We start from the raw sequence: 22,465 nt of genomic DNA on the forward strand, positions 1-22,465 counted from the left end.
GATCGTTGCCGGTCATGCCGGTGCGGTGGCTCCCTCGGCGGCCGGCTGTCGGGGCGCCGGAGCGGCGGCCGGGCGACGGCCGAGCATATCGATGGTGTTCAGCGGCCGGTTGCCGGCGATGACCTTGGTGAAGCTGACCTTCTCGCTGGCCGCGGTGAGCGCGGTGAGCACGAGCGCCTTGGCCAGCAGGCCCTTGCGCGAGGAACCGGCGGCAAAGGCCACACCCAGAGCCGCGCCCAGCGCGTTCGCGCCCGCGTCGCCGAGCATCGACTTCTCGCCGAGGTCCTCGGGCAGCAGCGCCGCCGCCGCGCCCAGCGGCGCCGCCGCGAGGGCTGCCGCGGGGCCGCCGCGGAGCAGCCGCGGAGTGCCCGAGATCAGGACCGCCTTGGCCGCGCGGCCCGGCCGCAGGTCGAACAGGTTGATCAGGTTGGCCGTACCGGCGACCACCACGCCCGCGAGCAGCTTGTCCACCGGCCGCCGCTGCACGAGCGCGCCGGCCGCGAGACCGGCCGCGCCGAGTCCGACGATCTTGAGGCCCCCGCTGGTCACCTCGCCCTTGGCGAGCGCGCCGAGGTGGCCCTTGAACCCGCGCCGATCGCTCGACCCGGCCATGTCGTCGTAGGTCCCGAACCCGGCACCCGCGACCGCCGCCAGCACGCCGGCCGCGCGCCACCGACCGGGCACCCCCGGGGCGCACGCGGCGGCGACGGCCGTGCCGACCGCCGTCGCGGGCCCTTCGAGCAGGGTCAGTACCTCGCCCCGGTGGTTGCGCCGCTCCCACAGCGCGGCCTCGCCCGGCGGGCGGCGGGTCAGCGCGGCGTACGCGGCCCGGGCCGCACCGGTCGCGGCCAGCGCCGTCACCAGCCGACCCGGCCGACCCCGGTGGGTGTCGCCGGGGGCCGCGGCACGGCCGGCTACACGAGCGGTGGCACCAGCCGGGGCGGCGGCGGCCTTCGTCACGGCGTCTCCTTCTTCGGCAGCTCCGGCAACGGACCGTCGGTGGTGCCCGTCGTCCCGTATTGACCCGAACTGCCCTGCTTGTCCTCGACCACCAGGGACCACACGACCGCGACCTGACCCACTGGCGTGTCGGCGGTGTCCACGGTGGAAACGGCCTTGGCGGTTTGATCGTTACGGCGCAGCGCCCAGATCACGCCGTTCTCCTGCGCGGCGGACGCGGTGCCGGCCATGACCGTACCGCCGTCGCCGCTGTCCAGGGCGCGAGCGAGCGAAAGATGAATGTTGTTGATCCGGCCCGGATCGTCCCCGCCGGTGGCGCCCGAAGGCGCGACGATCACGACCAGGTCGGCGCCGGTGGCGGGGTTGTCCTTGATGTCCACGAAGCCGGCGTCCTTGAGCTTGGTCAGCGTCTCGGTCGCGGCCTGCGTGTTGTGCGTGGCGGGGGTGGTGGTGCCGTTGTTCTGGTTGGTGGTGCCCTGGCCCGGGGTCTGGCCGCTCGGCGGCGCGGAGGTGGTCCCGGCTCCGGTCGTCGGCGCGCCCGACTCGGGCGCGCCCGGCGTCGAGCCGCTCGCGGGCGGCTGGGTCGACGCCGGCGGCGAACCGGGCGTACCGGTCTGCACCGGCGGCAACTTCTCGGTGATCGCGCCCGCGAGCACGCGCGCGGCCCGATCGGTCGCCGACCCGGTCGGGAAGGCCGCCGCGTTGGCGCCCAGGGCGGTGACCAGGTCGCTCTCGCGCTTGGGGTCGGTCCAGGCGCCCTTGACCGCCACCTGGCCGGTGACCGTCGCGGAGGCGCCGTCGAGCAGCTTGACCGTGCTGTCGGTCAGCTTGGTGTCCGCGCCGGGCAGCGCGACCACGACCGCCTTGTGCCCGGCGAGCCGGCCCTTGGTCAGCTCGGGCCCGACGGTGTTCATGATGCCGTTCAGGTACCTCGTACCGGCGTTCGCCCGATCGAGTTCACGACGCAAGCCTTCGTTGTTCCGGGCCAGGTCCTGGACCTGCGTGTCGAGCCCGGAGACGGCCGCCTCCTTGAGGAAGGACGCGCCGAGCACCAGCCCGACCGACAGGGCCAGGAAGACCGCGATGATGGAGACGACGTGGTATCTGAAGTCGATCAACTGAACAGTCCCTGGAGCCAGTAGACGAAGGCGTCCCACTGCGCCCCGAACACGTGGAAGTACGCGCGACCGAGCGGGGTGACCCGCACGGTGACCGCGATGGTGACCAGCGCGGCGAGGCACAGCATGAGCAGCGATGTCGTGGAGATGCGGCTGCGGTACAGACGGCTGACGCCCTTGGCGTCCACGAGCTTGCCGCCGACCCGCAGCCGCGTGAGGAAGGTGCTCGCCATGCCGGCCCGGCCCTTGTCCAGGAACTCGACGAGCGTGAGGTGCGTACCGACCGCGACGATCAGGCTCGCGCCGCCGTCGTCGGCGAGCAGCATCGCGATGTCCTCGCTGGTCCCGGTGGCGGGGAAGGCGATCCCGTCCACACCGAGCTCGTCGAGGCGTTCCATCCCGGGGGCGCGCCCGTCGCGGTACGCGTGCACGATGATCTCCGCGCCGCAGCGCAGCGCCTGGTCGGACACGGAGTCCATGTCGCCGACGATCATGTCCGGCTTGTAGCCGGCCTGGAGCAGCGCGTCCGCACCGCCGTCGACGCCGATCATCACCGGGCGGTACTCCCGGATGTACGGCCGCAGCGCGGCGATGTCCTCGCGGTAGTGGTAGCCGCGGACCACGATGAGCACCTGACGGCCGTCGATCCGGGTCCGGATCTCGGGGACGCCGACGCCGTCGAGGAGCAGTTCGCGCTCCTCGCGGATGTACTTGAGGGTGTTCTCGGCGAACGCCTCGATCTGCTCGGACAGCCCGGCGCGGGCCTCCTCCATCGCGGCCGCGACCGATTCCGCGTCGAGCAGGGTGCCGACGGCGATCGGGTCGTCGCCGCGGTAGAGGACGTTGTCCTCGACCCGGACCAGCTCACCCTCGCGGATCCGGTCGAGCACGCTCCCGCCGACGGCGTCGAGGAGCGGTACGCCGGCCTCGACGAGCAGTTGCGGCCCGATGTTGGGGTAGCGCCCGCTGATGCTTTCGGCGGCGTTGACCACGGCGGCCGGCCGGCACTTGACCAGCGCCTCGGCGGCGACGCGGTCGAGGTCGCCGTGATTGATGATCGCGACGTCTCCGGGCCGCAGGCGCTTGGTGAGGTCCTTGGTACGCCGATCGACCCGGGCGAACGAGCCGGTGTCCTCGGTTTGCCGTCGACGACGAAGCGCGGGAATCCTCACCGGCGCAATCCTGCCATGCACAGTATTTGGCGGTGGCCGCCGGCCGCTCTCTCCTCGCTCGCTCGTCGATCACCGGTCGACGATGAAGTCGTGGGCGCCGACGCGCAGAGAGGCGCCCGAATTCGCAGCAGCCCGGGGGTGGGGGCGCGGCCGGGTCGTGGGGGCAGGGCCGAAGTGGGGGCGGATGAGGGGCGCGAGGAGGGGTGAAACCGAAGCGCGGCTGTTACACGACGCCGGTGGAGCAGCGCACACGACATGGGCCGCGGGGTCGCGGCAGGCCACGGCGGCGCCCGTGAAACCCCACACTCCCCCGCAACGGTGGGCCGGGTGGGACATGTCCCACCCGGCCCACCGAGACGCGGCCGCACCCGTGCCCGGCCGGCTCGGGTACGCGGCCCGTTCCGGGATCGGTGGGAATGCCGACGAGGGGCGGTCCCCCATCCGGGGGATCGGGATCGGCATGTGTGGCGACGCGCTCGGGTGTGGGTCGCCACAAGGCTGGTCCGCATGGAGACCACGGAGCCGACCCACACCGCCGACCCGCACCCGACGGCACCCGATCCGACATGCGCGGACACCGATGCCCGGCATCCGGCCGAGGCGGACCCGCGCGGCGGACCCCGCCCGGTCGTGGCCCCCGGGGCGGGCCCCACCCTCGACGTCCCGCGCGACGCCGACCCCGCCGGTCCGCGTCCGGCCGGCGCCGATGCCCGGGGCGTGCTTCGGCGGCGGCTCGCCTGGTTCGCGGTGCTCGCGTGTTCGCCCTACTTGCTGTTGAAGCTGCTCTGGGTGGTCGGGATAGACGTGGGCGTGGTGCATCCCGACGAGCTGCACCGCGCGCAGTGGATTGCCGCGAACGCGCTCACGTTCGGAATGGACGCGATCGCGGCGCTGATCGCGTACGCCCTCACTCGGACGCGCGAGGTCCGGGTCCGCGCCTGGTTGATCGCGTTGCCTTTGTGGGTGGCGTCGGGGCTGCTCGTGGTGATCATGACGGCCGTACCGCTCAGCCTGATGGGTGCCGCGGTCGGTGACGGCAACCCGTTCGCGGACGACGACTTCCTGCGGCCGTGGGTGTACGCGGTCGTCTACGGCGGCTTCATTGTCGAAGGCGCGGTGTTGTCGGTGGCCTTCGGGCTGTATGCCCACGAACGCTGGGGCGCGCTCTTGCGGGTCCGCGTTCGGGCTCTGCCGGATCCGGCCGGCACCGGTGACGCGCAGCGGTTCCTCGGTACGGTTGCCGCGCTCCTCCTCGGCTTCGCGGGTGTACTCCGGATGGCGTGGGCAGCGGGCGCCCACTTCGGCATGACCGGCCGGTGGATCGCCGACCGGAACGCGACCGGGCGCTGGATGGACGGCGTACAGGGCGGGCTCGCCCTGATCGGCGCGACGGGCCTGATCCTGCTCGTCCACCGGCTCGGCGGCACGCGTGTCCGGGGTCCCCTGGCAATGGCCTGGTTCGGGGCGGGCAGCGCTTTCGGATGGGGCGCCTGGATGGGCTTGATCAGCGCCGGAGCCGCAGCCGACAGCACCCTGGCGGAGCGCACCTCCAGACTGCTGCACTTTGTCTACACTGCCGAAATGATCAGCGGCGTCCTGGCTCTGACCATCGGCTGGTTCTTCCTGACCGAGTACGCCGGCCACACCCGCCACATCACGCACACGGCACACCCGAGCACCACCCCCGACGCCCCGAGCGCCGACGGCGAGCCCCACGCGCACTCGACGAAAGCCCACCCGTGACCACCGGTCGCATCCACGCCGCCCCACCCACCACGCGCAACGCCGACGGCGCACCGGGCGCCACCGCGCACGGTGCCCCCGGCCCGGCCCACGACGACACACCCGAGCCGACTCGGATCCCGTGTGCCGGGGGCGTCGCGTGTGCCGGTGTCGGGGTGGTCCGTGACGGCACGTCGGCCGTGGGTGGACGGGGTCGGCGTGCCGCCGGCGCCTCGGGCGGCGATGGTGTGGCGGGGTTGGGGTGGGCGTGGGCGTGGCGGGGGCTGGGGGCGGGGGCGCGGGGCGTGGTCGGATGGGTGGGTCGGCGGATGATGGTTCGGGTCGTTCGAGGGCTGGTCGGGCGGCGGGCACGGTTGCGGTGGGTGCATCTCGTGTTGGGGGGCGCCCTGTTGATGCCCTTCCATTTCGCCGCGCTCACCGTGCTCGCGGCCACCGGGCTGTTGCGCGGCACACCGGCGGAGGCGCTCACGTCGCAGTTCGTCGCGCTGGTCTTGGCGCTGCCGTTCGTGGCGACGGCCGGGCTGGTTCCGCTGGTACGCACCCTGGAGGGCAGCGCCGCACGGGTGTTGTGCGCGCCGGAGGGTGAGGTGCTGAGTGTCCCGGCGACCAGTGCGGCGGCGCGGCGGCGGGCGTCCGCGTGGTTCACGCTGCATGCGCTCGTGGGCGGTGTCGTCGCGGGCACCTCGCTCGCCGCGCCGCCCGGGGGTGTGGTGTTGCTCGTACTGCCCCTGGCCCCGGCCGTCGCCGACGTCTTCCCCTGGGCCGAACCCGCGCACGCGCTGCCGATCGCGTGGGTGCCGGTCGGCCTGGCCCTGCTCGTCCTCCCCCTGTTCGTATCCGCCGCCGCCGGCGCCTGGCTGGCCCGCCTCGCCCCCACCCTGCTCGGCCCGACCCCCGCCGACCGCCTCGCCCTCGCCGAGCAACGCGCCGAACGCCTCGCCGAACGCGCCCGAATCGCCCGCGACCTGCACGACTCGGTCGGCCACGCGCTGAGCGCCGTCGGCATCCAGGCCGCTGCGGCCGGCCGGCTGCTGGAGCGCGATCCGGCCTTCGCCGCCCGGGCGCTGGCCGCGATCGAGGACACCGCACGCGAGGCGGTGGCCGAACTCGACCATGTTCTGGGCCTGTTGCGCGAGGAATCGGACCCGTCCGCCGCGCCCGTACCGTCGCTCACCAACCTGGCCGACCTGATCGCCCGCACCCGCGCGGCGGGCGCCGACGTAGACCTCGAACTCGACCTCGAACCCGAACTCGGCCGCGACCTCGAACCGACGGGGGGCTTGGAGGGCCTGCCGCGCCTGGTCTCGCGCGAGGCGTACCGAATCATCCAGGAGGGATTCGGCAACGTCTTGCGGCACGCGGGCGAAGTCCCGGTCCGACTCCGCATAGCGGTCGCCAGGGGCGAGTTGGGCATCGACCTGAGCAATCCGCTCGGCTCGGCCCGGGCCACCCGACACGGCGGCGGACGCGGCCTGCGCGGCGCAGCCGAGCGAATCGCCGTACTGCGCGGCACCTTCACCGCCGCCCCCCACGACGGCCACTGGCACCTGACCGCCCGCATCCCCCTGGAAGGCCACTCGTGACCAAGACCCACACGCGTGCCGACCACCGCCGAAGTGCCGCCGCCACAGGCCGCCGCCCGCGCACCCTCACCGCCGGCCCGCACCGACGCCGGCGACACCCCGACCACGCCACCCCACACACCACGCCCGCCGCCGCAACCGGCCCCGCACCGCCCCCATCGGGCGACTCCCCGGCCGCACGAAGACGGGACGCGTACCGCATCTCCTCGGGGGCGTCCCTGTGAGCGACCCCGAGCCGACACCGACAAACAGCGCGGTCCACACCGTCGCGACGGCCGGCCCCACCGTGATCGATCGGGCGCACGTCGCCGTGGAGGCTGCTGCCGTGAGCCGCGGACTCTCGGAGACGCGGTCGTGACCCGGCCCGAACCCGGCCCGATCGCCGCCGACGACGGCGGAATTCCCGCCATGCCGGCCCGCGCGCCATGGTCATCGGCGCCCGGCCCGCGCCGAATGGCGGCGGCGGGGAAGCGGGTGTGCGTCGCGACCGCTTGGAGGTATGTCCGTGAACGAGCCCGTGCGCGTGTTGATCGCCGATGACGAGAGCCTGGTTCGTGCGGGACTCCACGCGATCGTGGCCGCCGAGCCCGACCTGGCTGTCGTCGGGGAGGCCGCCACGGGTGTGGAGGCGGTGGCGAGGGCGCGGGAGTTGCGGCCGGATCTGGTGTTGATGGACGTTCGGATGCCGGGCCTGAACGGGATCGAGGCGACCGCGCAGTTGCTGCGCGAACCGTCGGGGTCGCCGAAAGTTCTGGTGGTGACGACGTTCGAGAACGACGAGTACGTCTACGACGCGTTGCGGGCCGGAGCGCACGGCTTCCTGCTCAAGCGGGCGCGCGCGGAGGAGATGGTGCACGCGATTCGGACCGTGGCCCGAGGCGATTCGTTGTTGTTCCCGACCGCGATCCGCGACTTGGCGTTGAGCCGGGCATCGGCCCGGGAGCGGAGCCGGGAACTGCGTACGCGGATCGACCGGCTGACCGCGCGCGAGCAGGAGGTGCTGCGGTTGATCACGGCCGGCCTGTCGAACACCGAGATCGCCGAACGGACCGCGCTGGGGTCGGAGACGGTCAAGACGCACGTGGCCCGTGTACTCGGCAAGCTCGGCGTCCGAGACCGCACCCAGGCGGTGATCGCCGCGTATGAGAGCGGATTCGCCACGACGGGGCGCGGGGGCTGGGAGTAGGTCCCTTTGTGGCGACTCCGGGAGCGGGTCCCTTGCCGGCTCAGGCTGTGGGGCGGTGCAGGCTCTTGCGCAGGTGGTAGGCCCGGGTGTCGAGGGAACGCACCCCCGGGAGAACCGGGTCGGGTGGGTCGGACGGACCGGTGGCGGCTCGGGACGCGGCGTAGGACTCCGCGTCGGCCCACTCCGTGTAGGCCATGCCCCGGGTGCCGTCGAGGTTGATGTGCACGTGGGTGGCGATCGGGCCCGGGGCGTGGTCGCGTACCGCCGTCGCCAGGGTCAGTTCGGCCCAGCGGCGGGCGGCCGGTGCGGTGTCGGCCTCGATGTCGTCGATCACGATCAGGGTCGGGGTGGCCGGGTATTCGGGGTGGATCGCGCTGCCGGTCAGGCGATAGCGGATCACGCCGGGGCGTTCGATGCCGGGTATGACCTCATCGATGCCTCGGACGAGCTTCGGCCGCGTGGTGCGCATGAAGGCCCGGTGCTCGTCGTCGCCGGTCCACTGGGCGTAGTTGAGGACGCGCTCGCCGTCGGTACTCACGAAGCAGTTCAGGGTGAGGAAACCGGCGGGCCACGGAACGCCCTCCCACTCGGCGATCGTCGCGTCCACGGCGGCGCGTTGGCGCTCCGGCGTGTGCACGATCCAGGGGCTGACCAGGATCGTACCCACGTCGGCCCGGCGAACCCGGGGCAGCGCATGGTGCGGTGTAGCGGTCACGGAGACTCCTCGACTCGACCTCGACGGCAGAACCCACCCCACGGTGCAACTTCAACCGCCCTTGAGGTCAAGCCCGGCACGGCGCCCGGCCACCACCGCAGGCGGCCGCCGTGGCGCCGCTGCGGATCGAGTACGACAGACCAACGGTCGGAGCGCGTACGCCGAACCCGACGAGCAATACGCCAAACGCACCACACACGCGCCCCCGACAGCAACACCGCGCCAACGGCGCCCACCCGGCCCCTGACAGGCGCGGCCGGCCCCAGGCCCCACGTCCTCTCTTCCACCGCACCCTGCTGGAGGGTTGCGGCAACCCCGTACTCCTGGAGACCTTCGACCGCATGTGGACCGCGAGCGAACTGGCCCGCCGCTGGTCGGCCCACCGCTCCCCCGACCGGGACGGCATCGACGAACACCGCCGACTCGAGGAAGCGGCGCCGGCCCGTGACGCCGACACCGCAGCTGCGGTGCTGCTCAAGCACCTCACCCGAACCGCGACCAACCTGACCGGCTGTGCCCACCCCGACCCCGACCCCGGACACGACACCACGCCACACACCGGACCGGCGTAGCGGTCACGTCCCACGCCGACACTGCACCTCACGGCGTCGGCGGAGCCGCGTCGGGCCCGAAGCCGCGCTGCCGACGCCGCCCCGCAGGCAAGCCGGGCGAGCCGGGCGAACCGCGGGCCGAACTATCGGCCGGGCAAGGGACCAGCGGGAGTTGCCGACCCGGCCGGAGCGGGTGGCGGGGTCGGGCCGTCGTCGAAGGTCGGGCCCGTCTGACTCGGGTCGTCGACCAGGACACAGGGACCCACCGGGCCATCGGCGAGCTGGTAGAGGGTGGTGCTTCCGGCGCTGTCCGAGTTGTGTACGCGTCGGCCATCGCGAAAGCCCGGGTCGGGGAGGTCCTTCGCGTTGACCTTGAAGAGAGTGGCGGTGAGCACCAACGTGGCGTCCGGGGGGATGAGCTCCGGGCGTACCTCGGTCCAACGGTGGCTGTAGAACTCCAGTTCCGCGTCTGTCATCAGCCGGCCCTCGGGCGATGGGAGCCAGTGATAGATCGCGTTCAGGTCGTCGTTCGAGATGGGGCGTTCGGTGAAGCGGCCGGCAGCGCACTTCTTGCCGTAGGGCACGTAGTCGACGACTGCCCGCAATCCCAGGTCCCGGAAGCGCTGTTCGAGGCCCTTGGGGTTCCGGAACTCGTCGACCTTGAACAGGATCCCGCCATCGGGCCGCTTCACCACCTCGAAGGGCTGGGCCTCGGCCGAACCACCGCTGAGCATCGGCACACCGACCCCGATCCCGGTCGCGAGCACCGCCGAGGCGGCCAAGCCGTAGACCGCCCGCCTGCGCCGGCGAGAGGTCGCGGGGCGCACCGGTGGCGGATCGGTCGCCGGCACACCTCCCTCGGCGGCGAGCGTCTTGAGCTCCTCCAGCGCGCGTTCCTCGAAATTGATCATGCCTTCGCCTCCGCCTGTACGTGTGCGCTCCGGGTCTCTCGGTGGGGCTCCGCCGACGGCGAGCCCAGTTCCTTCGCGAGTCGTCGCCGCGCCCGGTGCAACCGCACCCGCGCCGCGACCGGCCCGATGCCCAGCACCCGAGCGGCCTCGACGACCGTCATGCCGTCGACGCTGACCAGTTCGACCACCGAGCGGTCGTCCTCGGACAACCGCTCGATCGCCCGGTAGATGTGCCGGGCCGCCGATGCCGCGTCGAGTCGCTCCTCCAGTCGCAGGATGTCGTCCTCGTCCAGCCACCGACGGCCCGCCATCCGCCGCGACGCGTCGGCCTCACGCGCCGAGCGACGACGTTCGCTCGCGACCACGTTGCGGGCAACCCCGTACAGCCATGCCAATTCGCCGCCCGGACCGCCCCGATAGCCCCCAGCAGAGCCCATCGCGGCGATGAAGACCTCGACGGTCAGATCGGCGGCCGACTGTGGGTCGTCCACCCGTCGGGCCACGAAACGCCCCACCGCGTCTATATGTCTGCGATAGAACGCCTCCAGGAGCGCCGGGTCCCCGGCGATCCCTTTGACCGCTTGCACATCCGGTCCGTCCAAAATGGGCTCCTCGCACCGCGCCGATGTTGTCGCCTGTCACCTCTCTTGTGGCGGGTGGCACCGAGAGCGTTACAGGTCCCGACAGGAGCTCCGACCCCGACACGGACCCGGCGTGTACACGGACACGAAAGCGCGCACATCCACATACACATACGCATCCGCGCGGCGACTGCTGTCCGCAGAAGCCGTCGTACGGCGACGACGACTCCACGCGACGATCGAGCAGATGGACCGCACCGCATGCCCGCGGCGATCGTGTGACGCGCTGTCGGCGGCGGCTGCGATGCTTCCGACGTGCCCCCTTGGAACCTGCTCGTCCTCGACAAGGCCCTGCGCGCCGGTTGGGCCGCCGACACCTGCTCTCCCGACAACCCTGCCTGGGGCCACTGCGACATCACGGCCTTGATCGTCCAGGACATCCTCGGCGGCGACCTCCTGCTCGGCGAGGTCCACCTCGACGGGGACCAACATGGCTTCCACTGGTGGAACCGCCTGCCCAGCGGCATCGAACTCGACCTGACTCACGAACAGTTCCGGCAGGGCCAGGCCGTCACCGAAGCCCGCGTCGTCCCACGCCCACCGGGCCTGCCACCCCGACGCCGCGAGGAGTACCTGCTCCTGCGCGAACGCGTCACCAAACACCTCGGCCACCTACCGCCCCCCGCCGCCTGACCACCCCGGAGGCGGCGCCCGGTCGACCCCGCCCCAGCCCGCCGAGCGAAGCGACGCGCCGGACGTTCGGCCGCACGGGGTTCGAACCGCCCGGAAATCGGGTGTGCCGGCCTGACGATCGCCGGGAGACTGCACTCATGCAGCGATTCCCGGCGAACCCCGGCGGCCTGAAAGACCCGGTCACTCTCCTCGACGACGAAGGGACCCGCTGGGTACTCCATCGCAGGCGCGTGGACCTGCGCGTCGTGCGGCGGCTCGTCAAGGACAACGCCACATCGGTCATATGGGGCGACATGGGAGGCATCTGCCCTCGACCCGTCCCGGAGACCGAACGACCCGAGCTCTGGGGTCGGATCAAAGACGAGTACCTGGGCCCCGGCGGAGCATGCTCGACCGGCCGTTACCTGGCACACGAGTTCCGTGCCGAGCCGCGACGCCGCATGCTCTACATCGAAGACCACTGCTGACCGTGCGCGAACCGACGGCCCGCCGGTGCGGACTGCCGGGCCACCAGCCGAACGACTGCCCTCTCCACGGGGGTTCACAGCCCCCAAGATCGGCACCGCTAAGCTGCGGTCACTGTGCGGGCTCGGGGTTCGCCCGGGTTCACCAGAGGAGCACGACCGCATGATGGGGCCGGCCCATTCACTGTCCGGAGCATGCGCGTGGATGGCCGCGGGTGCCGCCGCCGATGCCTACGGCCGCCCGATGCCCTGGCCCGTCCTGGTGGTCGGCGGCCTGATCTGCGCCGGCGCCGCCCTCGGGCCGGACCTCGACCACAAAGCCGCCACCGTCTCCCGCTCGTTCGGGCCGATATCCCTGATCCTGTGCGGCCTGGTCGACGCCCTCGCGTCCGCCACCTACAAGGCCACCCGCAAGAAGGGCGACCCCCGCCGCAACGGTGGCCACCGCACCCTCACCCACACCTGGGTCTGGGCCCTGCTGGTCGGCACCGGCGCCTCGGCGATCTGCGCGTACGGCGGCCGCTGGGGCGTACTGGGCGTTCTGTTCGTGCACATGGTGCTCGCCATCGAGGGTCTGTTGTGGCGCCAGGCCCGGCTGCACAGCGACATCCTGGTCTGGCTCCTCGGCGCCACCAGCACCTGGATGCTCGTCGAGGTCCTGAACCGTCCGGGCAACGGCTCGAATTGGTTCTTCACCGAGCCCGGCCAGGAGTACTGGTGGATCGGCCTACCGATCGCTCTCGGCGCCCTCACCCACTGCGTCGGCGACGCGCTCACCGTCTCCGGCTGCCCGATCCTGTGGCCGATACCGATCGGCCGCAAACGCTGGTACCCCCTGGGCCCGCCGAAGTCCATGCGCTTCCGCGCGGGCGCCAAGGTCGAGGTCAAGGTCCTGATGCCACTGTTCATGGGCGCGGGCGGCCTGGGCGCCGTCAGCGCCCTCGGCTACCTCGGCTGACCCGGGCCGCAATCCTCGCACCCGCGTTCGATCGTCGAAACGCTTTCCCGACGGCACGCAATTGTCCCTGTCATGCTGATTGTTCCGGCTCGAACGACAGGAGCGTCGATGCGTGCGGAGGACGTGGCCGCGGTCGTGGTCGCGGTGGTGGTGCCCGTACTGACCGCAACCGTCGCGGTCTTCGCGGTCGCCTGGCAGGATCGCCAGGCGAGCCGGTCGCAAACCGGCCGTCGGCAACGGGCGTTCGAGGACGCGACCCGACAGGTCGACTTCGCGGTCCTGTGGTGGGACGCGCGTCAACGCCTTCCCGGCAACCAGGAGGAGTTGGCCAACGCGAGTCGCGTCGCCCAACGCTGGCTCGATCAGGCGGGCGCGCTCGTGGTCGCCGCCGGACCCGGCACCGTCGACCCACCACGTCGGTTGTCCCCCACCCGGCTCTTGCTGCTCTATCCGTTCCGTTACACAGCCGCCAAGTTCATCCGCGCGAGCTTCCTCGCGGCACTCGGCGTCATGGCCGTCACCAGCGTCGGTGTGCTGAGCATGGCGCTGTCCACCGGTACCGGCGCGGACTTCGGCTGGTCGCTGACGTGGCTGCTGCTCTTCGCCCTGATCGCGCTATCCCTGCGCTTCTGGGCCGTCTCGGCGGATGCCGTCCGCCAACCCTGAACCTCGATGGGTTACGAGCCCGACCCATCGATCAGGTCCGGGCCCCGACCACGCGATCAGACCCGATTACGACCAATCGGCCCGGCACCCTCCGAAGGCCGCCCCACCGACACGCCTGCGGCGAAGCGGCCCTCGGGCTGGGGCTGTTCAGTACCCGGCCGGGGCCGGCCAGTGGCGCTCCACCCCGATCGCGTCCAGTTCGTCCGCGAACTCGGCGAACAGCGCGGGGTCTTCGCGTACCGCGTGTGGTTCGACGCCCCGCTCCAGGCAATAGGAGGCGAGTCGGCCGACCACCTCGCCCACGTTCCACTCCACCGGGTGCAGCCGGTAGCAGCCGTTGGAGATGTGCGTGGTGCCGATGTTCTTGGCCGCCGGGAGCAGGTTGCGCATCCGGATCGGCAGCAGTGCGCCGAGCGGGATCTCGAACGGCACGCTGGCCACGTCGATGTAGTTGTCGCCGCCGGTCGAGGGATGCAGGTCGATCCGGTAGGCGCCCACGCCCACCGAGTCCGGGAAGTGGTGGATGCCGTGCGTGCCCAGGATGTCCCGCGAAACGTGGTGTTCGGTCACCGTGGTGACCGCGCGGATGCGCCGCGACTCGCGCACGTAGGCGGACTTGGCCAGCCCGTCGGCCGTGCCGACCACATCGTGCCGCAGCCGCAGTCCGGGATACCCGGTGCCTCCGTCCGGCCGGGGCGCCTCGGTCTGGAGCCAGTACAGCACCGACAGGGACAGTTGCTTGGCCTCCCGGTGCGCGGCGGCGGCCTCGTCCGCGCCGACCTCGATGATCGGCCGCAGCCAGTAGTCGTTCAGCGGCCAGTTCACCAGGGTGATGTCCGAGTCGACCGCGCCGGGCTCGAACAGGCCCTTGGCCAGGATCCGCCGGAACAACCACAGGTCGTCGCCACCGGCGTTGGCGCTCTGGTCGGCATGCACCGCGAGCGGGTCCCCGGTCGGGCGCGGGTCGAAGGTCCGCACCTCGGGTTCGAGCGTGCGCGGGTCCGGCGCGAGGAAGCCGAGCAGGGGCCCGGGCCAGAAGTCCGGCCGGTACGAGCGCCAGAACTCGTAGTCGGCGGGCTTGTCGATCACGTGGTTCTCGCCCTCGTGGTACGACACCGCGAAGCAGTAGGTGATGCCCTGCATGTTCAACGGCTCGTACCGCTCGGGCGCGTTCGGCTCGCCATGCTCGTCCCGGGACTCGGCGCCGGTGACGTACTCCGCCTTGGCCAGCGGAAGCAGCTCACCGGTTTCGGTCGCGTCCAGGACGTACGTCGCGCTGATCGTGTGCGACTCCTCGGTACGCACGCCCCACAGGGTGACCGCGCGAACCCGGTCGCCGTCCGCGAACACCTCGGCGGGCACGTGCTCCAGGAGTATGCGCAGCCGCCCGGACGCCAGGTGCGGCGCGAGCAGCGCCTGCAACACGGCCAGCGCGGCGCGCGGTTCGTGGCACAGCTTGCTCACGTAACCGGCGCCGGGGTTGAGCTCGCGACGCTGCCGAGCCGCTCCGGTCAGCGGGTACCAGGTGCGGTAGTGGTCGCGGATCGCGGTGCGCAATTCGCGGTAGCTCGCGGGTGCGCCGTAGCTCTCGATCCAGGGATGCTCGTCCGGCGGCACGGCCTGCGCGGTGAGCTGTCCGCCGATCCAGTCGGTCTCCTCCGTGAGTACGACCGTCCGGCCCGCGCGGCACGCGGCCAGCGCGGCGGCAACTCCGCCGAGCCCACCGCCGACGATGAGAATCTCGGTGCTGATTTCGGACATGGTGAAGCCTTCCGTGAACGGTGCGAATGGAACGCGCTGCGGAATCGCGAGGGAACGAGGTTGTGAAGACGAAGGAAGAAATCAGCGAAACGAGGCGAAGCCGGGCAACACGCAAGATCGCCAGGGCCTAGAACGGCATGCCCGCATGGCCGTTCGCCGCGGGACGACCCAGGACGACTCACCGGCCGACGGGCCGACCGGCGCGCCGGCCCACCGATCTGCCGGGCCCGCCGACTCGCCCCTCAGCCCGAACTCAGCGCGCCGGCCCCGCCGTCTGCCCCGGCACCGCCTCACAGTTCATCAACTGGTGTCTGGCCAGGCTCGGATCCCCCGCGATCAGGCCGGTGAGCAGGCGGACCGCGGCCGCGCCCATCTCCCGTCTGGGTACCGAGAACCCGGACAGGAACGCCGGCCCGGGGACCGCGTGTTCGGGCGCACCCAGGGTCGCCAGCGACAGGTCCTCGGGAAAGCGGTAGCCGGCGGCGGAGGCCGCCTCCAGCACCGCGCGATGCGCGGCGTCGGTGTCGGTCGCCTCGGTGACGATCGCGGTGACGCCCTGCTCGTACCAGCCCCGCAACCGGTCGGTGGTCAGGTCCGAACCGTCGGTGCGCACCACGCCGGCGCGCTCGACCGGGAGTCCGCATTCGGCCATGCCGCGACGGAACCCGGCCTCGCGGTCCACCGCGCTGATCGCGTCGTCGAGTTCGCGGACGTACAGGATCTTGTGGTGCCCCAGCTCGGCCAGGTGACGTACGACCTCCGCCGTCGCCGTCACGTAGTCCGCACCGACGTACGGCAGTCGGTCGCCGAAGTCGTCGTGCCGGCCCAGGTAGACCACCGGCAGGTCGGTGGCCAGGAGCCGGTCCATCTCCCGGATCGGCAGGTGTCGGCCCATGAACAGGCAACCGTCGGCCAGCCGGACCCGGTTGAGCACCTCGGCGTGTGGCCGCTCGCCGGTGACGCTGGAGGCGATGAACATCAGCAGGTCGTAGCCCTGGGCGGCGGACTCCTGCTCGATGCCGACCAGGAACGGGTGGTACGCGTGCGACATCTCGGTGGGGAAGGTCGCGGTGAACGTGTACAGGCCGAGCAGGTTGTTCTGGCCGGCCGCCAGCCGCTTCGCTATCGGGTCCGGCACGTAGCCGAGTTGCTCGGCGGCGGCCATCACCTTGCGCCGGGTCTCGTCGGCGATCCCGACCGCTGCCGAACCGCCGCTGAGGATCAGGGACACCGTCGGCTGTGAGACGCCGGCCAAGCGGGCGATATCCGCCTGACGGGGCCGGTTCGCGCGTGAACCAGCCGGCCGTCCGGGCCCGCCGATCGGCTTCATGTACTCCTCCAAATGCCTGACAACGGGTTCCTAATGCGCATCAGATCAATCGATCCAGTATATCCAGTCACGGTGCGTGATTCACGGTGCTTCCAGGCCGCCGTCGGGGCGGCGCACCCGGGCCGCCCACCGCTCGTGCAGGTGGGTCCGCGGCGGGTACTTCGCCGCCGCCGCCTCGTCCAGGTCGATGCCCCATCCGGGCCGATCCGAGGGCGTGAGGTAGCCGTCCACGGTGCGCAGCGTGCCGGGGAACACCTCGTGCACCCGCTCGGGGTAGACGTGTTGCTCCTGGATGCCGAAGGCGGGACTGGTCACATCGAGCGTGACGTTGACCGCCGCGCCGATCGGCGAGACGTCCGGCGGCCCGTGCCACGCGGTCCGCACCCCGGTCAGCTCGCACAGTGTGGCCAGCTTGCGGGCCGGGGTCAGCCCGCCCACCGCCGACACGTGCACCCGCAGGTAGTCGACGCCGCCGGAGGTGATCAGGCGCGTCGCGTCGGTCATCGAGGTGAGCAACTCGCCGGAGGCGATCGGCATCGGCGCGGCGGCGCGCACCTCGGGCAGCCGATCGAAGTGCTCCGGCGCCAGCGGGTCCTCGAGGAAGAACAGCCGGTACGGCTCCAGCGAACGGGCCAGTCCCACCGCCTCCTTCGGGGTGAGCCGGTTGTGTGCGTCGTGCAGCAGCCCGAGTTCGTCGCCGAGCACCTCCCGGGCCCGCTCGAACAGGCGCGGCGCGGTACGCAGGTAGTGGCCGACGTCCCAGCCGTCCGGATAGGGCGCGCCCGGGTAGCCGCCCGGCGTGCCGTCGGCGCCGTAGGTACCCAGACCCGGGCCGCCGGTCTGCAACCGCACGTAGCGGTAGCCCTGTTCGGCCAATGCGGCCACCCGCTCGATCGACTCCTCGATGCTGCCGCCGCGAGCCCCGGTGTACACCGCGGCACCACCGCGCACCCGGCCGCCGAGCAGTTCGTACACCGGCACGCCCAGTCGTTTGCCGGCGATGTCCCACAGCGCCTGGTCGATCCCGGACAGCGCGTTGTTGTGCACCGGGCCGCCACGCCAATAGGAGGAGTAGTGCAACAGCCGGAAGATGTCCTCGATGTCGGCCGGGTGCCGACCGATCACCATCGGCGCGAGGTGTTCCTCGACGGCCGCGACCACCGCGTGGAAGCGCTGGGTGAAGGTGGCGCAGCCGAGGCCGTACAGCCCCGGCTCGGACGTGTCGACCCGCACCACGACGAGCGGCACCCCACCGGGCGCGGTCACGATCGCCCGCACCGACGTGATCCGCAACGCGTCCCGAGCGGCCCACGGCGCCTGCGTCTCGGCCATGACCGCGAGAGTCGCCGTGTCGGGCACGTGAACACCGGGCACTTGGGCCTCGGTCACGTAAGCCCCGGGCACGAGCACGCCGGGCACGTGAGCCTCGGCCACGTGCGCCTCGGCCATGCGAACGCCGGGCGTCGCCGCCGGGTCCACCCGATCGGTGGAGCGCGTCCCCGTCTCGGACTCCGTCTCGGACTCCGACTCCGACTTGCTCATGAGGTTCGCTCCTGTGGGTACGAGGTCCGATCAGCGTGCCGAGCGCTACCCGACTCCGGCTGTTTCGCAGACGAATCGTCCCGGGTATCGCCGGAGATCAGCCCGCCCGCGACCGGATACGGGTATCGGGCGCTGAAGCCGAGAAGCCGCCGGGCGGGCGCCAGGTCGATCGGGACCGACCGCTCGGGAAACGTCGCCCGGCAGGGCACATCCGGCAGGTGGGTGGCGACGAGTTCGCGAGTGGGCGTCGCCGAAAGCGTGTCCGGCGCCGCCACGAACAGCACCGGTGCGCCCGTCACACCCGACGCGGTCAGGCCGAGTACGCACGCTCGGGCGGCGTCCCGCAGGTCGAGATAACTCCACACCTCCGCCGCACCGCCGGCCGGGTCGCCGGCCAACCGAGCGGCGTGCCCGCCGAGTCGGGCGGGATCACCGAGGAACGGCAGGCGCAACGCCACCGCCGTCATTCCGTGTCGCCGGTGCATCATCGCGGCGGTGGCCTCGTCGACCTGCTTGGACAGCGCGTACGGGTCCTCGATGCAAAGCGGCAACTCCGTGTCGAGGGGCAGGTACGCCGGCTGCGGCCGAGGCGTGGAACGGGCGAACGGCAGGCCGGTGACGGACAGGCTGCTCGCCAACACCGCGCGGCGCAGCCCCGCCCGCCCGGCCTCGTTCAGCACCACGAAGGTGGCCTGCGTATTCGTACCGAACACCACCTCGGGCGCGGCTACTTCGGGCGAGGCGAGCGCGGCCAGGTGGATCACCGCGTCGACCCCGTCGAGCGCATCCGCCACGGCCACCGGATCCCGGGCGTCACCGACCACCACCCGGTCGGCGCGCAACTCCCCGGCATCCCCGACGTCCTCGGCGACCAACGCGGTCACCGGCACCCCTCGACCGGCCAACTCCGCCAACACGGCGGTCCCCAGCCGTCCCGCGGCACCGGTAACGAGAACCCGCGCCATCCACACCTCGGGCTCGGGCACCTCCGACCCACGCGTCGCGGACCCACCCACGCCGCTTCCCCGCACACCGCTTCCGTGCGCCACTGGCTCGTGCCTTCCGCGCCCGCGCGTTCCGCGCCCCCCGCTCACTTGAGCCCCGTGAACGCGATGCCGCGCACGATCTGCCGCTGGAAGACCAGGAAGACCACAACCGGCGGGATGATCGTGATCAGCATTCCCGCGATCAGCAGACTCTGGTCCGAGGTGTCCGCGAGTCGCGGGAGCGCCACCGCCAGCGGCTGCTTGTCCGTGTCGGTGATGGCGATCATCGGCCAGAGGAAGTCCTTCCAGGCGTTCATCACCGCGAGCAGCGACACCACGGCCAGGATCGGCCGGGACATGGGCAGCACGATACGGGTGAGAACCCGCCACGGACCGGCACCGTCCAGGCGGGCCGCCTCGAGAAGTTCCCGGGGAATGCCGTCGAAGAACTGTTTCATCAGCAGCACGTTGAACGCGTGCGCGCCGGCCGGCAGCCACACCGCCATCGGCGTGTTGGCGATCGACCCGCCGGTCAGCGGCAGGTCCTGGATGGTCAGGTAGAGCGAAACCATCGACACCGTGCCCGGCAGGAACAGCGTGGCCAGCACCGCGGCGTAGACGTACTTGCCGTAGAACGGCCGCAGAATGGACAGCGCATAGGCCCCGGTGACCGCGACGAACAACTGCACGAACCAGGAACCACCCACCAGTACAACGGTGTTCGTCAGATAGCGGCCCAGGTCCAAGCTCGTCCACGCGGTCGAGATGTTCGACCAGTGCGCCTCCTCGGGCCACAGCGCCAGCGGGTGCCGCAACGACTCCTGGGTGGAGGAGATCGAGCCTTTGAACACCCAGTAGATGGGGCCCGCGCCCTCGATCACCAGCGCGGCGATCAGCAGCAGTTGGGTGGTGCCCAGGCCGAACCGGGTGAGGGGACGGCGGCGTTCCGTCTCGGACATCACGCCCCTGGTACCGGTACTCATTTCGTCCCCCACGTGCGGGTGAGCCGCAGATAGATCGCCGACAGGATCGCGAGCACCGCGGCCAGGCTCACGCTCAGCGCGGCGGCGCTGCCGTAGTCGCCACTGACGAACGCGTACCGGTAGATGAGCAGCAGCACGGTGACCGTGGAGTCCTCCGGGCCGCCGTCGGTGAGTACGAACGGCTCGGTGAACACCTGGAAGGTGTTGATCACTTGGAGCAGCATCATGATCAACAGGACCGAGCGCATGTGCGGCAGCGTGACGTGCCACAACCGGCGCCGGACCGAGGCCCCGTCCAGTTCCGCGGCCTCGTACAACTCGGTCGGCACACTCGCGAGCGCGGCCAGATAGATCAGTACCGCGCCGCCCGCGCCCGCCCAGGTCGCCTCCACCACCAGGCTCGTCATCGCGGTGTCGGCGGATTGCAACCACGGGTACGGGCCCAGGCCGACCTTGCCGAGCACCTCGTTGAACAGCCCCGAGTCCGGGTCGTAGAACCACTTCCACATCAGCACCGCCACCACCGGCGGGACCGCGACCGGCAGGTAGACCAGCACACGCATCAGCCCGGCGCCGCGCCGCAGTTCGGACATCAGCACGGCCAGGAACAGCGGCAACGGGAAGCCGATCAGCAGCGCCAGGCCGGTGAACACCAGGGTGTTCCACACCGCCTTGCCGAGCAGCGGATCGTCCAGCAGGGTCTGGTAGTTCTGTAGGCCGACCCAACTCGCCGGTTCGACCAGGTTGGTCTGCTGGAAGCTGAGCACCAGGCTGCGGATGATCGGCCACCACGAGAACAGGCCGAACACCAGCACGGTCGGCAGCAGGAACAACGCCGCCGCGACGTGCCGGGATCCGCCGCGCCACCGGGTCGCCTTGGGCAGGCCCTTGCGCGAGGGCACCTGCGCGACGACCGGCAGGCTCTCCCGGGAAATGGTCGGCGTACTCACCGCGAGCCCCCGTCGCGATCCGGGTACCGCCCGACGCCCCCGTGGTGATCCCGGTACGGCCCGGCACCCCCATCGCGATCCCGGCACATCCCGGCACCGACCGACCCCCCGCCGGCAGCAGGCGTCCGCATGATTCCGGGTCGACCCGACGCACCCCCTCGGCGTGCCCGGGTCTCGCCCCCGGTCACTGCGCCTGCGCCTTCTCGAAGGCCGGCCCGAGCCGGTCGCCGGCCTTCGCCAACTCCTCGCGCGGATCCGCGTCCTTGCGGGTCAACACGGCCTGCACCACGGTGTCCAACGCCCCGTACAGATCCTGCGCGGCGACCGGCGGCTCCACCTGGTAGTCCAGCTTGCCCACACCGGTGACGTAGGGCGCGAAGTTCGCGGTCGGGATGTTGGTGTGCTTGTTGATCGCGGCGTTGACCGGGTCGGCCACGGCGGCCGAGTAGAACGGCAGCGTGGGCAGACCGACCGCGAGCTTGTCCGCGGCCTGGGCGAGCGCGAGTTCCTCGGCCGCGGCCGGGTCGTACGTCGGCTTGAGGTAGAAGTAGTCGATCCACTTCACCGCCGCGGCCCGCTGCGCCGGTGTGGCCTTGGCGCTGACCACGGCCATCAGGCCGCCGAGCAGGGTGGCCTTGCCGCCGTTCTGTTGCGGAAGCGCGGCCATGCCGAAGTCGGCGGGCTTGCCGGAGTACTGGGTGATGTAGCGCTGGTAGCTGTTGACCGTGCTGATCATCATGCCGATCTTGCCCGCGGCGAAGTCGCGTTCGGCGTCCTGCTGGGTGCGCAGATGGTTGTTGCCCATCGAGTCGTCCTGCCAGCGCATCGCGGACAGTTGCTTGAGCGCGTTCTCGGCCGGGCCGTCGAGCAGGGACGGCACGTACTTGTCGCCGACCTTCTTCTCCATCGAGCCGCCGTAGGCGTAGGTCATCGCGGTGAGGATCCAACCGCCGGTGTTCTTGACGGTCATCTGGGTGTAGCCGGTGGCGCCGGTGTCGGAGATCTTCTTGGCGGCGCTACGCACCTCGTCCCAGGTCGCGGGCGGCTTGTCCGGGTCCAGACCGGCCTTGGTGAACAGGTCGCGGTTGTAGACCAGGCCGAGCGCGTACTCGGTGACCGGCAGCCCGTGGATCTTGCCGTCCGCGGCGGTGGCCGGGGCCAGCGCGCGCGGGTCCAGGTCGCCCGAGTGCGGCAGGCTCTTGACCTCGGTGCTCAGGTCGGCGATCTGCTTGCGCGCGATCAGGCCGGGCGGTTCGGTCAGCGGCACGGTCAGCACCGTCTCGGCGCTGCCGCCCGCCAGGCGGGCCGCGAACGTGCGCGCGTCCCACTGGGTGTCGGTCGGCTTGAGCTTGATGTTCGGGTTGGCCTTCTCGAACGCGGCGACCGCGTCCAGGAATTGTTGCCGCGTCTTCGGGGCCGTGGTCGCGGGCATGCCCGCGACGGTGATCGTGGTCTTGCCGGAGGAGCCGGCGCCGTCGGACGTGCCGGACGAACAACCGGCGGTGCCTGCGACGAGGGCGAGCGCGAGCGCCCCGGCCCCCGCCACCGCCCGACGGCGCCGGCGCCGGCGCCGGTGCGTGCTGACCGGGACTGACTCGGCCACGGGTACCTC

General features: G+C 71.6%; 20 protein-coding genes and 1 pseudogene. 8 read left to right on the forward strand and 13 right to left on the reverse strand.

Features of this window, described 5'->3' with window-relative positions:
* Positions 1-12: 12 nt before the first annotated feature.
* Genes ACIRL2_RS48660 through steA form a run of 3 tightly spaced genes read right to left on the reverse strand, consistent with a single transcriptional unit; the run spans position 13 to position 3,250 of the window.
* The gene (locus ACIRL2_RS48660) at positions 13-960 is read right to left on the reverse strand and encodes a hypothetical protein (protein ID WP_395873784.1); all 948 of its coding nucleotides are present in this window, start codon (positions 958-960) and stop codon (positions 13-15) included.
* The gene (locus tag ACIRL2_RS48665) at positions 957-2,078 is read right to left on the reverse strand and encodes a copper transporter (protein WP_395873783.1); all 1,122 of its coding nucleotides are present in this window, start codon (positions 2,076-2,078) and stop codon (positions 957-959) included. The genes ACIRL2_RS48660 and ACIRL2_RS48665 overlap by 4 nt, the downstream gene beginning before the upstream one ends.
* Positions 2,075-3,250: a putative cytokinetic ring protein SteA gene (gene steA, locus ACIRL2_RS48670; protein WP_395873782.1), complete on the reverse strand. Its 1,176-nt coding sequence runs from the start codon at positions 3,248-3,250 to the stop codon at positions 2,075-2,077. The genes ACIRL2_RS48665 and steA overlap by 4 nt, the downstream gene beginning before the upstream one ends.
* A 507-nt stretch (positions 3,251-3,757) precedes the next feature.
* Between steA and ACIRL2_RS48675 the strand changes: the two genes are divergently transcribed.
* The 3 genes from ACIRL2_RS48675 (at position 3,758) to ACIRL2_RS48685 (ending at position 7,762) form a co-directional block, all read left to right on the forward strand.
* Entirely contained in the window at positions 3,758-4,993 is a 1,236-nt protein-coding gene (locus tag ACIRL2_RS48675; protein ID WP_395873781.1) for a hypothetical protein, read from the forward strand.
* A 362-nt stretch (positions 4,994-5,355) separates the two neighbouring features.
* On the forward strand, positions 5,356-6,576 hold the full coding sequence (locus ACIRL2_RS48680; RefSeq protein ID WP_402241788.1) for a sensor histidine kinase: 1,221 nt from the start codon (positions 5,356-5,358) through the stop codon (positions 6,574-6,576).
* A gap of 499 nt (positions 6,577-7,075) precedes the next feature.
* The gene (locus tag ACIRL2_RS48685) at positions 7,076-7,762 is read left to right on the forward strand and encodes a response regulator (RefSeq protein WP_395873779.1); all 687 of its coding nucleotides are present in this window, start codon (positions 7,076-7,078) and stop codon (positions 7,760-7,762) included.
* A 40-nt stretch (positions 7,763-7,802) separates the two neighbouring features.
* On the opposite strand, the gene ACIRL2_RS48690 is transcribed toward ACIRL2_RS48685, so the two are convergent.
* The gene (locus ACIRL2_RS48690) at positions 7,803-8,477 is read right to left on the reverse strand and encodes an antibiotic biosynthesis monooxygenase (RefSeq protein WP_402241791.1); all 675 of its coding nucleotides are present in this window, start codon (positions 8,475-8,477) and stop codon (positions 7,803-7,805) included.
* Positions 8,478-8,755: 278 nt separating this feature from the next.
* Between ACIRL2_RS48690 and ACIRL2_RS48695 the strand changes: the two are divergent.
* Positions 8,756-9,049, forward strand: a pseudogene (locus ACIRL2_RS48695) (FCD domain-containing protein); the annotation flags it as partial.
* Between the two features lie 122 nt (positions 9,050-9,171).
* On the opposite strand, the gene ACIRL2_RS48700 reads toward ACIRL2_RS48695, so the two are convergent.
* Positions 9,172-9,939 carry a hypothetical protein gene (locus ACIRL2_RS48700; RefSeq protein WP_402241794.1) on the reverse strand — a complete coding sequence of 256 codons (768 nt, stop codon included), beginning with the start codon at positions 9,937-9,939 and terminating at the stop codon, positions 9,172-9,174.
* Positions 9,936-10,541 (reverse strand): RNA polymerase sigma factor, encoded by a 606-nt coding sequence (locus ACIRL2_RS48705; RefSeq protein WP_395873776.1) that lies wholly within the window; start codon positions 10,539-10,541, stop codon positions 9,936-9,938. The genes ACIRL2_RS48700 and ACIRL2_RS48705 overlap by 4 nt, the downstream gene beginning before the upstream one ends.
* A gap of 294 nt (positions 10,542-10,835) precedes the next feature.
* On the opposite strand from ACIRL2_RS48705, the gene ACIRL2_RS48710 reads away from it, so the two are divergent.
* From ACIRL2_RS48710 to ACIRL2_RS48725, 4 genes are all read left to right on the forward strand, one after another.
* Positions 10,836-11,213, forward strand: coding sequence for a hypothetical protein (locus tag ACIRL2_RS48710; protein WP_402241797.1), 378 nt, complete (start codon positions 10,836-10,838; stop codon positions 11,211-11,213).
* 137 nt (positions 11,214-11,350) lie between these two features.
* Positions 11,351-11,680 (forward strand): hypothetical protein, encoded by a 330-nt coding sequence (locus ACIRL2_RS48715; protein ID WP_402241800.1) that lies wholly within the window; start codon positions 11,351-11,353, stop codon positions 11,678-11,680.
* A gap of 160 nt (positions 11,681-11,840) precedes the next feature.
* Entirely contained in the window at positions 11,841-12,635 is a 795-nt protein-coding gene (locus tag ACIRL2_RS48720; protein ID WP_402241803.1) for a metal-dependent hydrolase, read from the forward strand.
* 108 nt (positions 12,636-12,743) lie between these two features.
* Positions 12,744-13,301 carry a hypothetical protein gene (locus ACIRL2_RS48725; protein WP_402241806.1) on the forward strand — a complete coding sequence of 186 codons (558 nt, stop codon included), beginning with the start codon at positions 12,744-12,746 and terminating at the stop codon, positions 13,299-13,301.
* Between the two features lie 147 nt (positions 13,302-13,448).
* Here the strand turns inward: ACIRL2_RS48725 and ACIRL2_RS48730 are convergent, their stop codons facing one another.
* From ACIRL2_RS48730 to ACIRL2_RS48760, 7 genes are all read right to left on the reverse strand, one after another.
* Positions 13,449-15,062 (reverse strand): FAD-dependent oxidoreductase, encoded by a 1,614-nt coding sequence (locus ACIRL2_RS48730; protein ID WP_402241809.1) that lies wholly within the window; start codon positions 15,060-15,062, stop codon positions 13,449-13,451.
* Between the two features lie 253 nt (positions 15,063-15,315).
* Positions 15,316-16,326 (reverse strand): LacI family DNA-binding transcriptional regulator, encoded by a 1,011-nt coding sequence (locus ACIRL2_RS48735; protein WP_395873812.1) that lies wholly within the window; start codon positions 16,324-16,326, stop codon positions 15,316-15,318.
* Between the two features lie 147 nt (positions 16,327-16,473).
* Positions 16,474-17,934, reverse strand: coding sequence for an enolase C-terminal domain-like protein (locus ACIRL2_RS48740; RefSeq protein ID WP_402241811.1), 1,461 nt, complete (start codon positions 17,932-17,934; stop codon positions 16,474-16,476).
* A complete protein-coding gene (locus ACIRL2_RS48745) occupies positions 17,931-18,920 on the reverse strand; it encodes an NAD-dependent epimerase/dehydratase family protein (protein WP_402241813.1) in 990 nt (329 codons plus the stop codon). Before ACIRL2_RS48745 ends, ACIRL2_RS48740 begins: the two co-directional genes overlap by 4 nt.
* A gap of 104 nt (positions 18,921-19,024) precedes the next feature.
* Entirely contained in the window at positions 19,025-19,879 is an 855-nt protein-coding gene (locus ACIRL2_RS48750; RefSeq protein WP_395873769.1) for a carbohydrate ABC transporter permease, read from the reverse strand.
* 20 nt (positions 19,880-19,899) lie between these two features.
* The gene (locus ACIRL2_RS48755) at positions 19,900-20,853 is read right to left on the reverse strand and encodes a carbohydrate ABC transporter permease (RefSeq protein ID WP_402241816.1); all 954 of its coding nucleotides are present in this window, start codon (positions 20,851-20,853) and stop codon (positions 19,900-19,902) included.
* Positions 20,854-21,037: 184 nt separating this feature from the next.
* Complete coding sequence (locus ACIRL2_RS48760) at positions 21,038-22,456, reverse strand: ABC transporter substrate-binding protein (RefSeq protein WP_402241819.1); 1,419 nt, start codon at positions 22,454-22,456, stop codon at positions 21,038-21,040.
* Positions 22,457-22,465 lie beyond the last annotated feature (9 nt).

The organism is Embleya sp. NPDC127516 (genome assembly GCF_044765325.1).
In the GTDB taxonomy this organism is placed as follows: domain Bacteria; phylum Actinomycetota; class Actinomycetes; order Streptomycetales; family Streptomycetaceae; genus Embleya.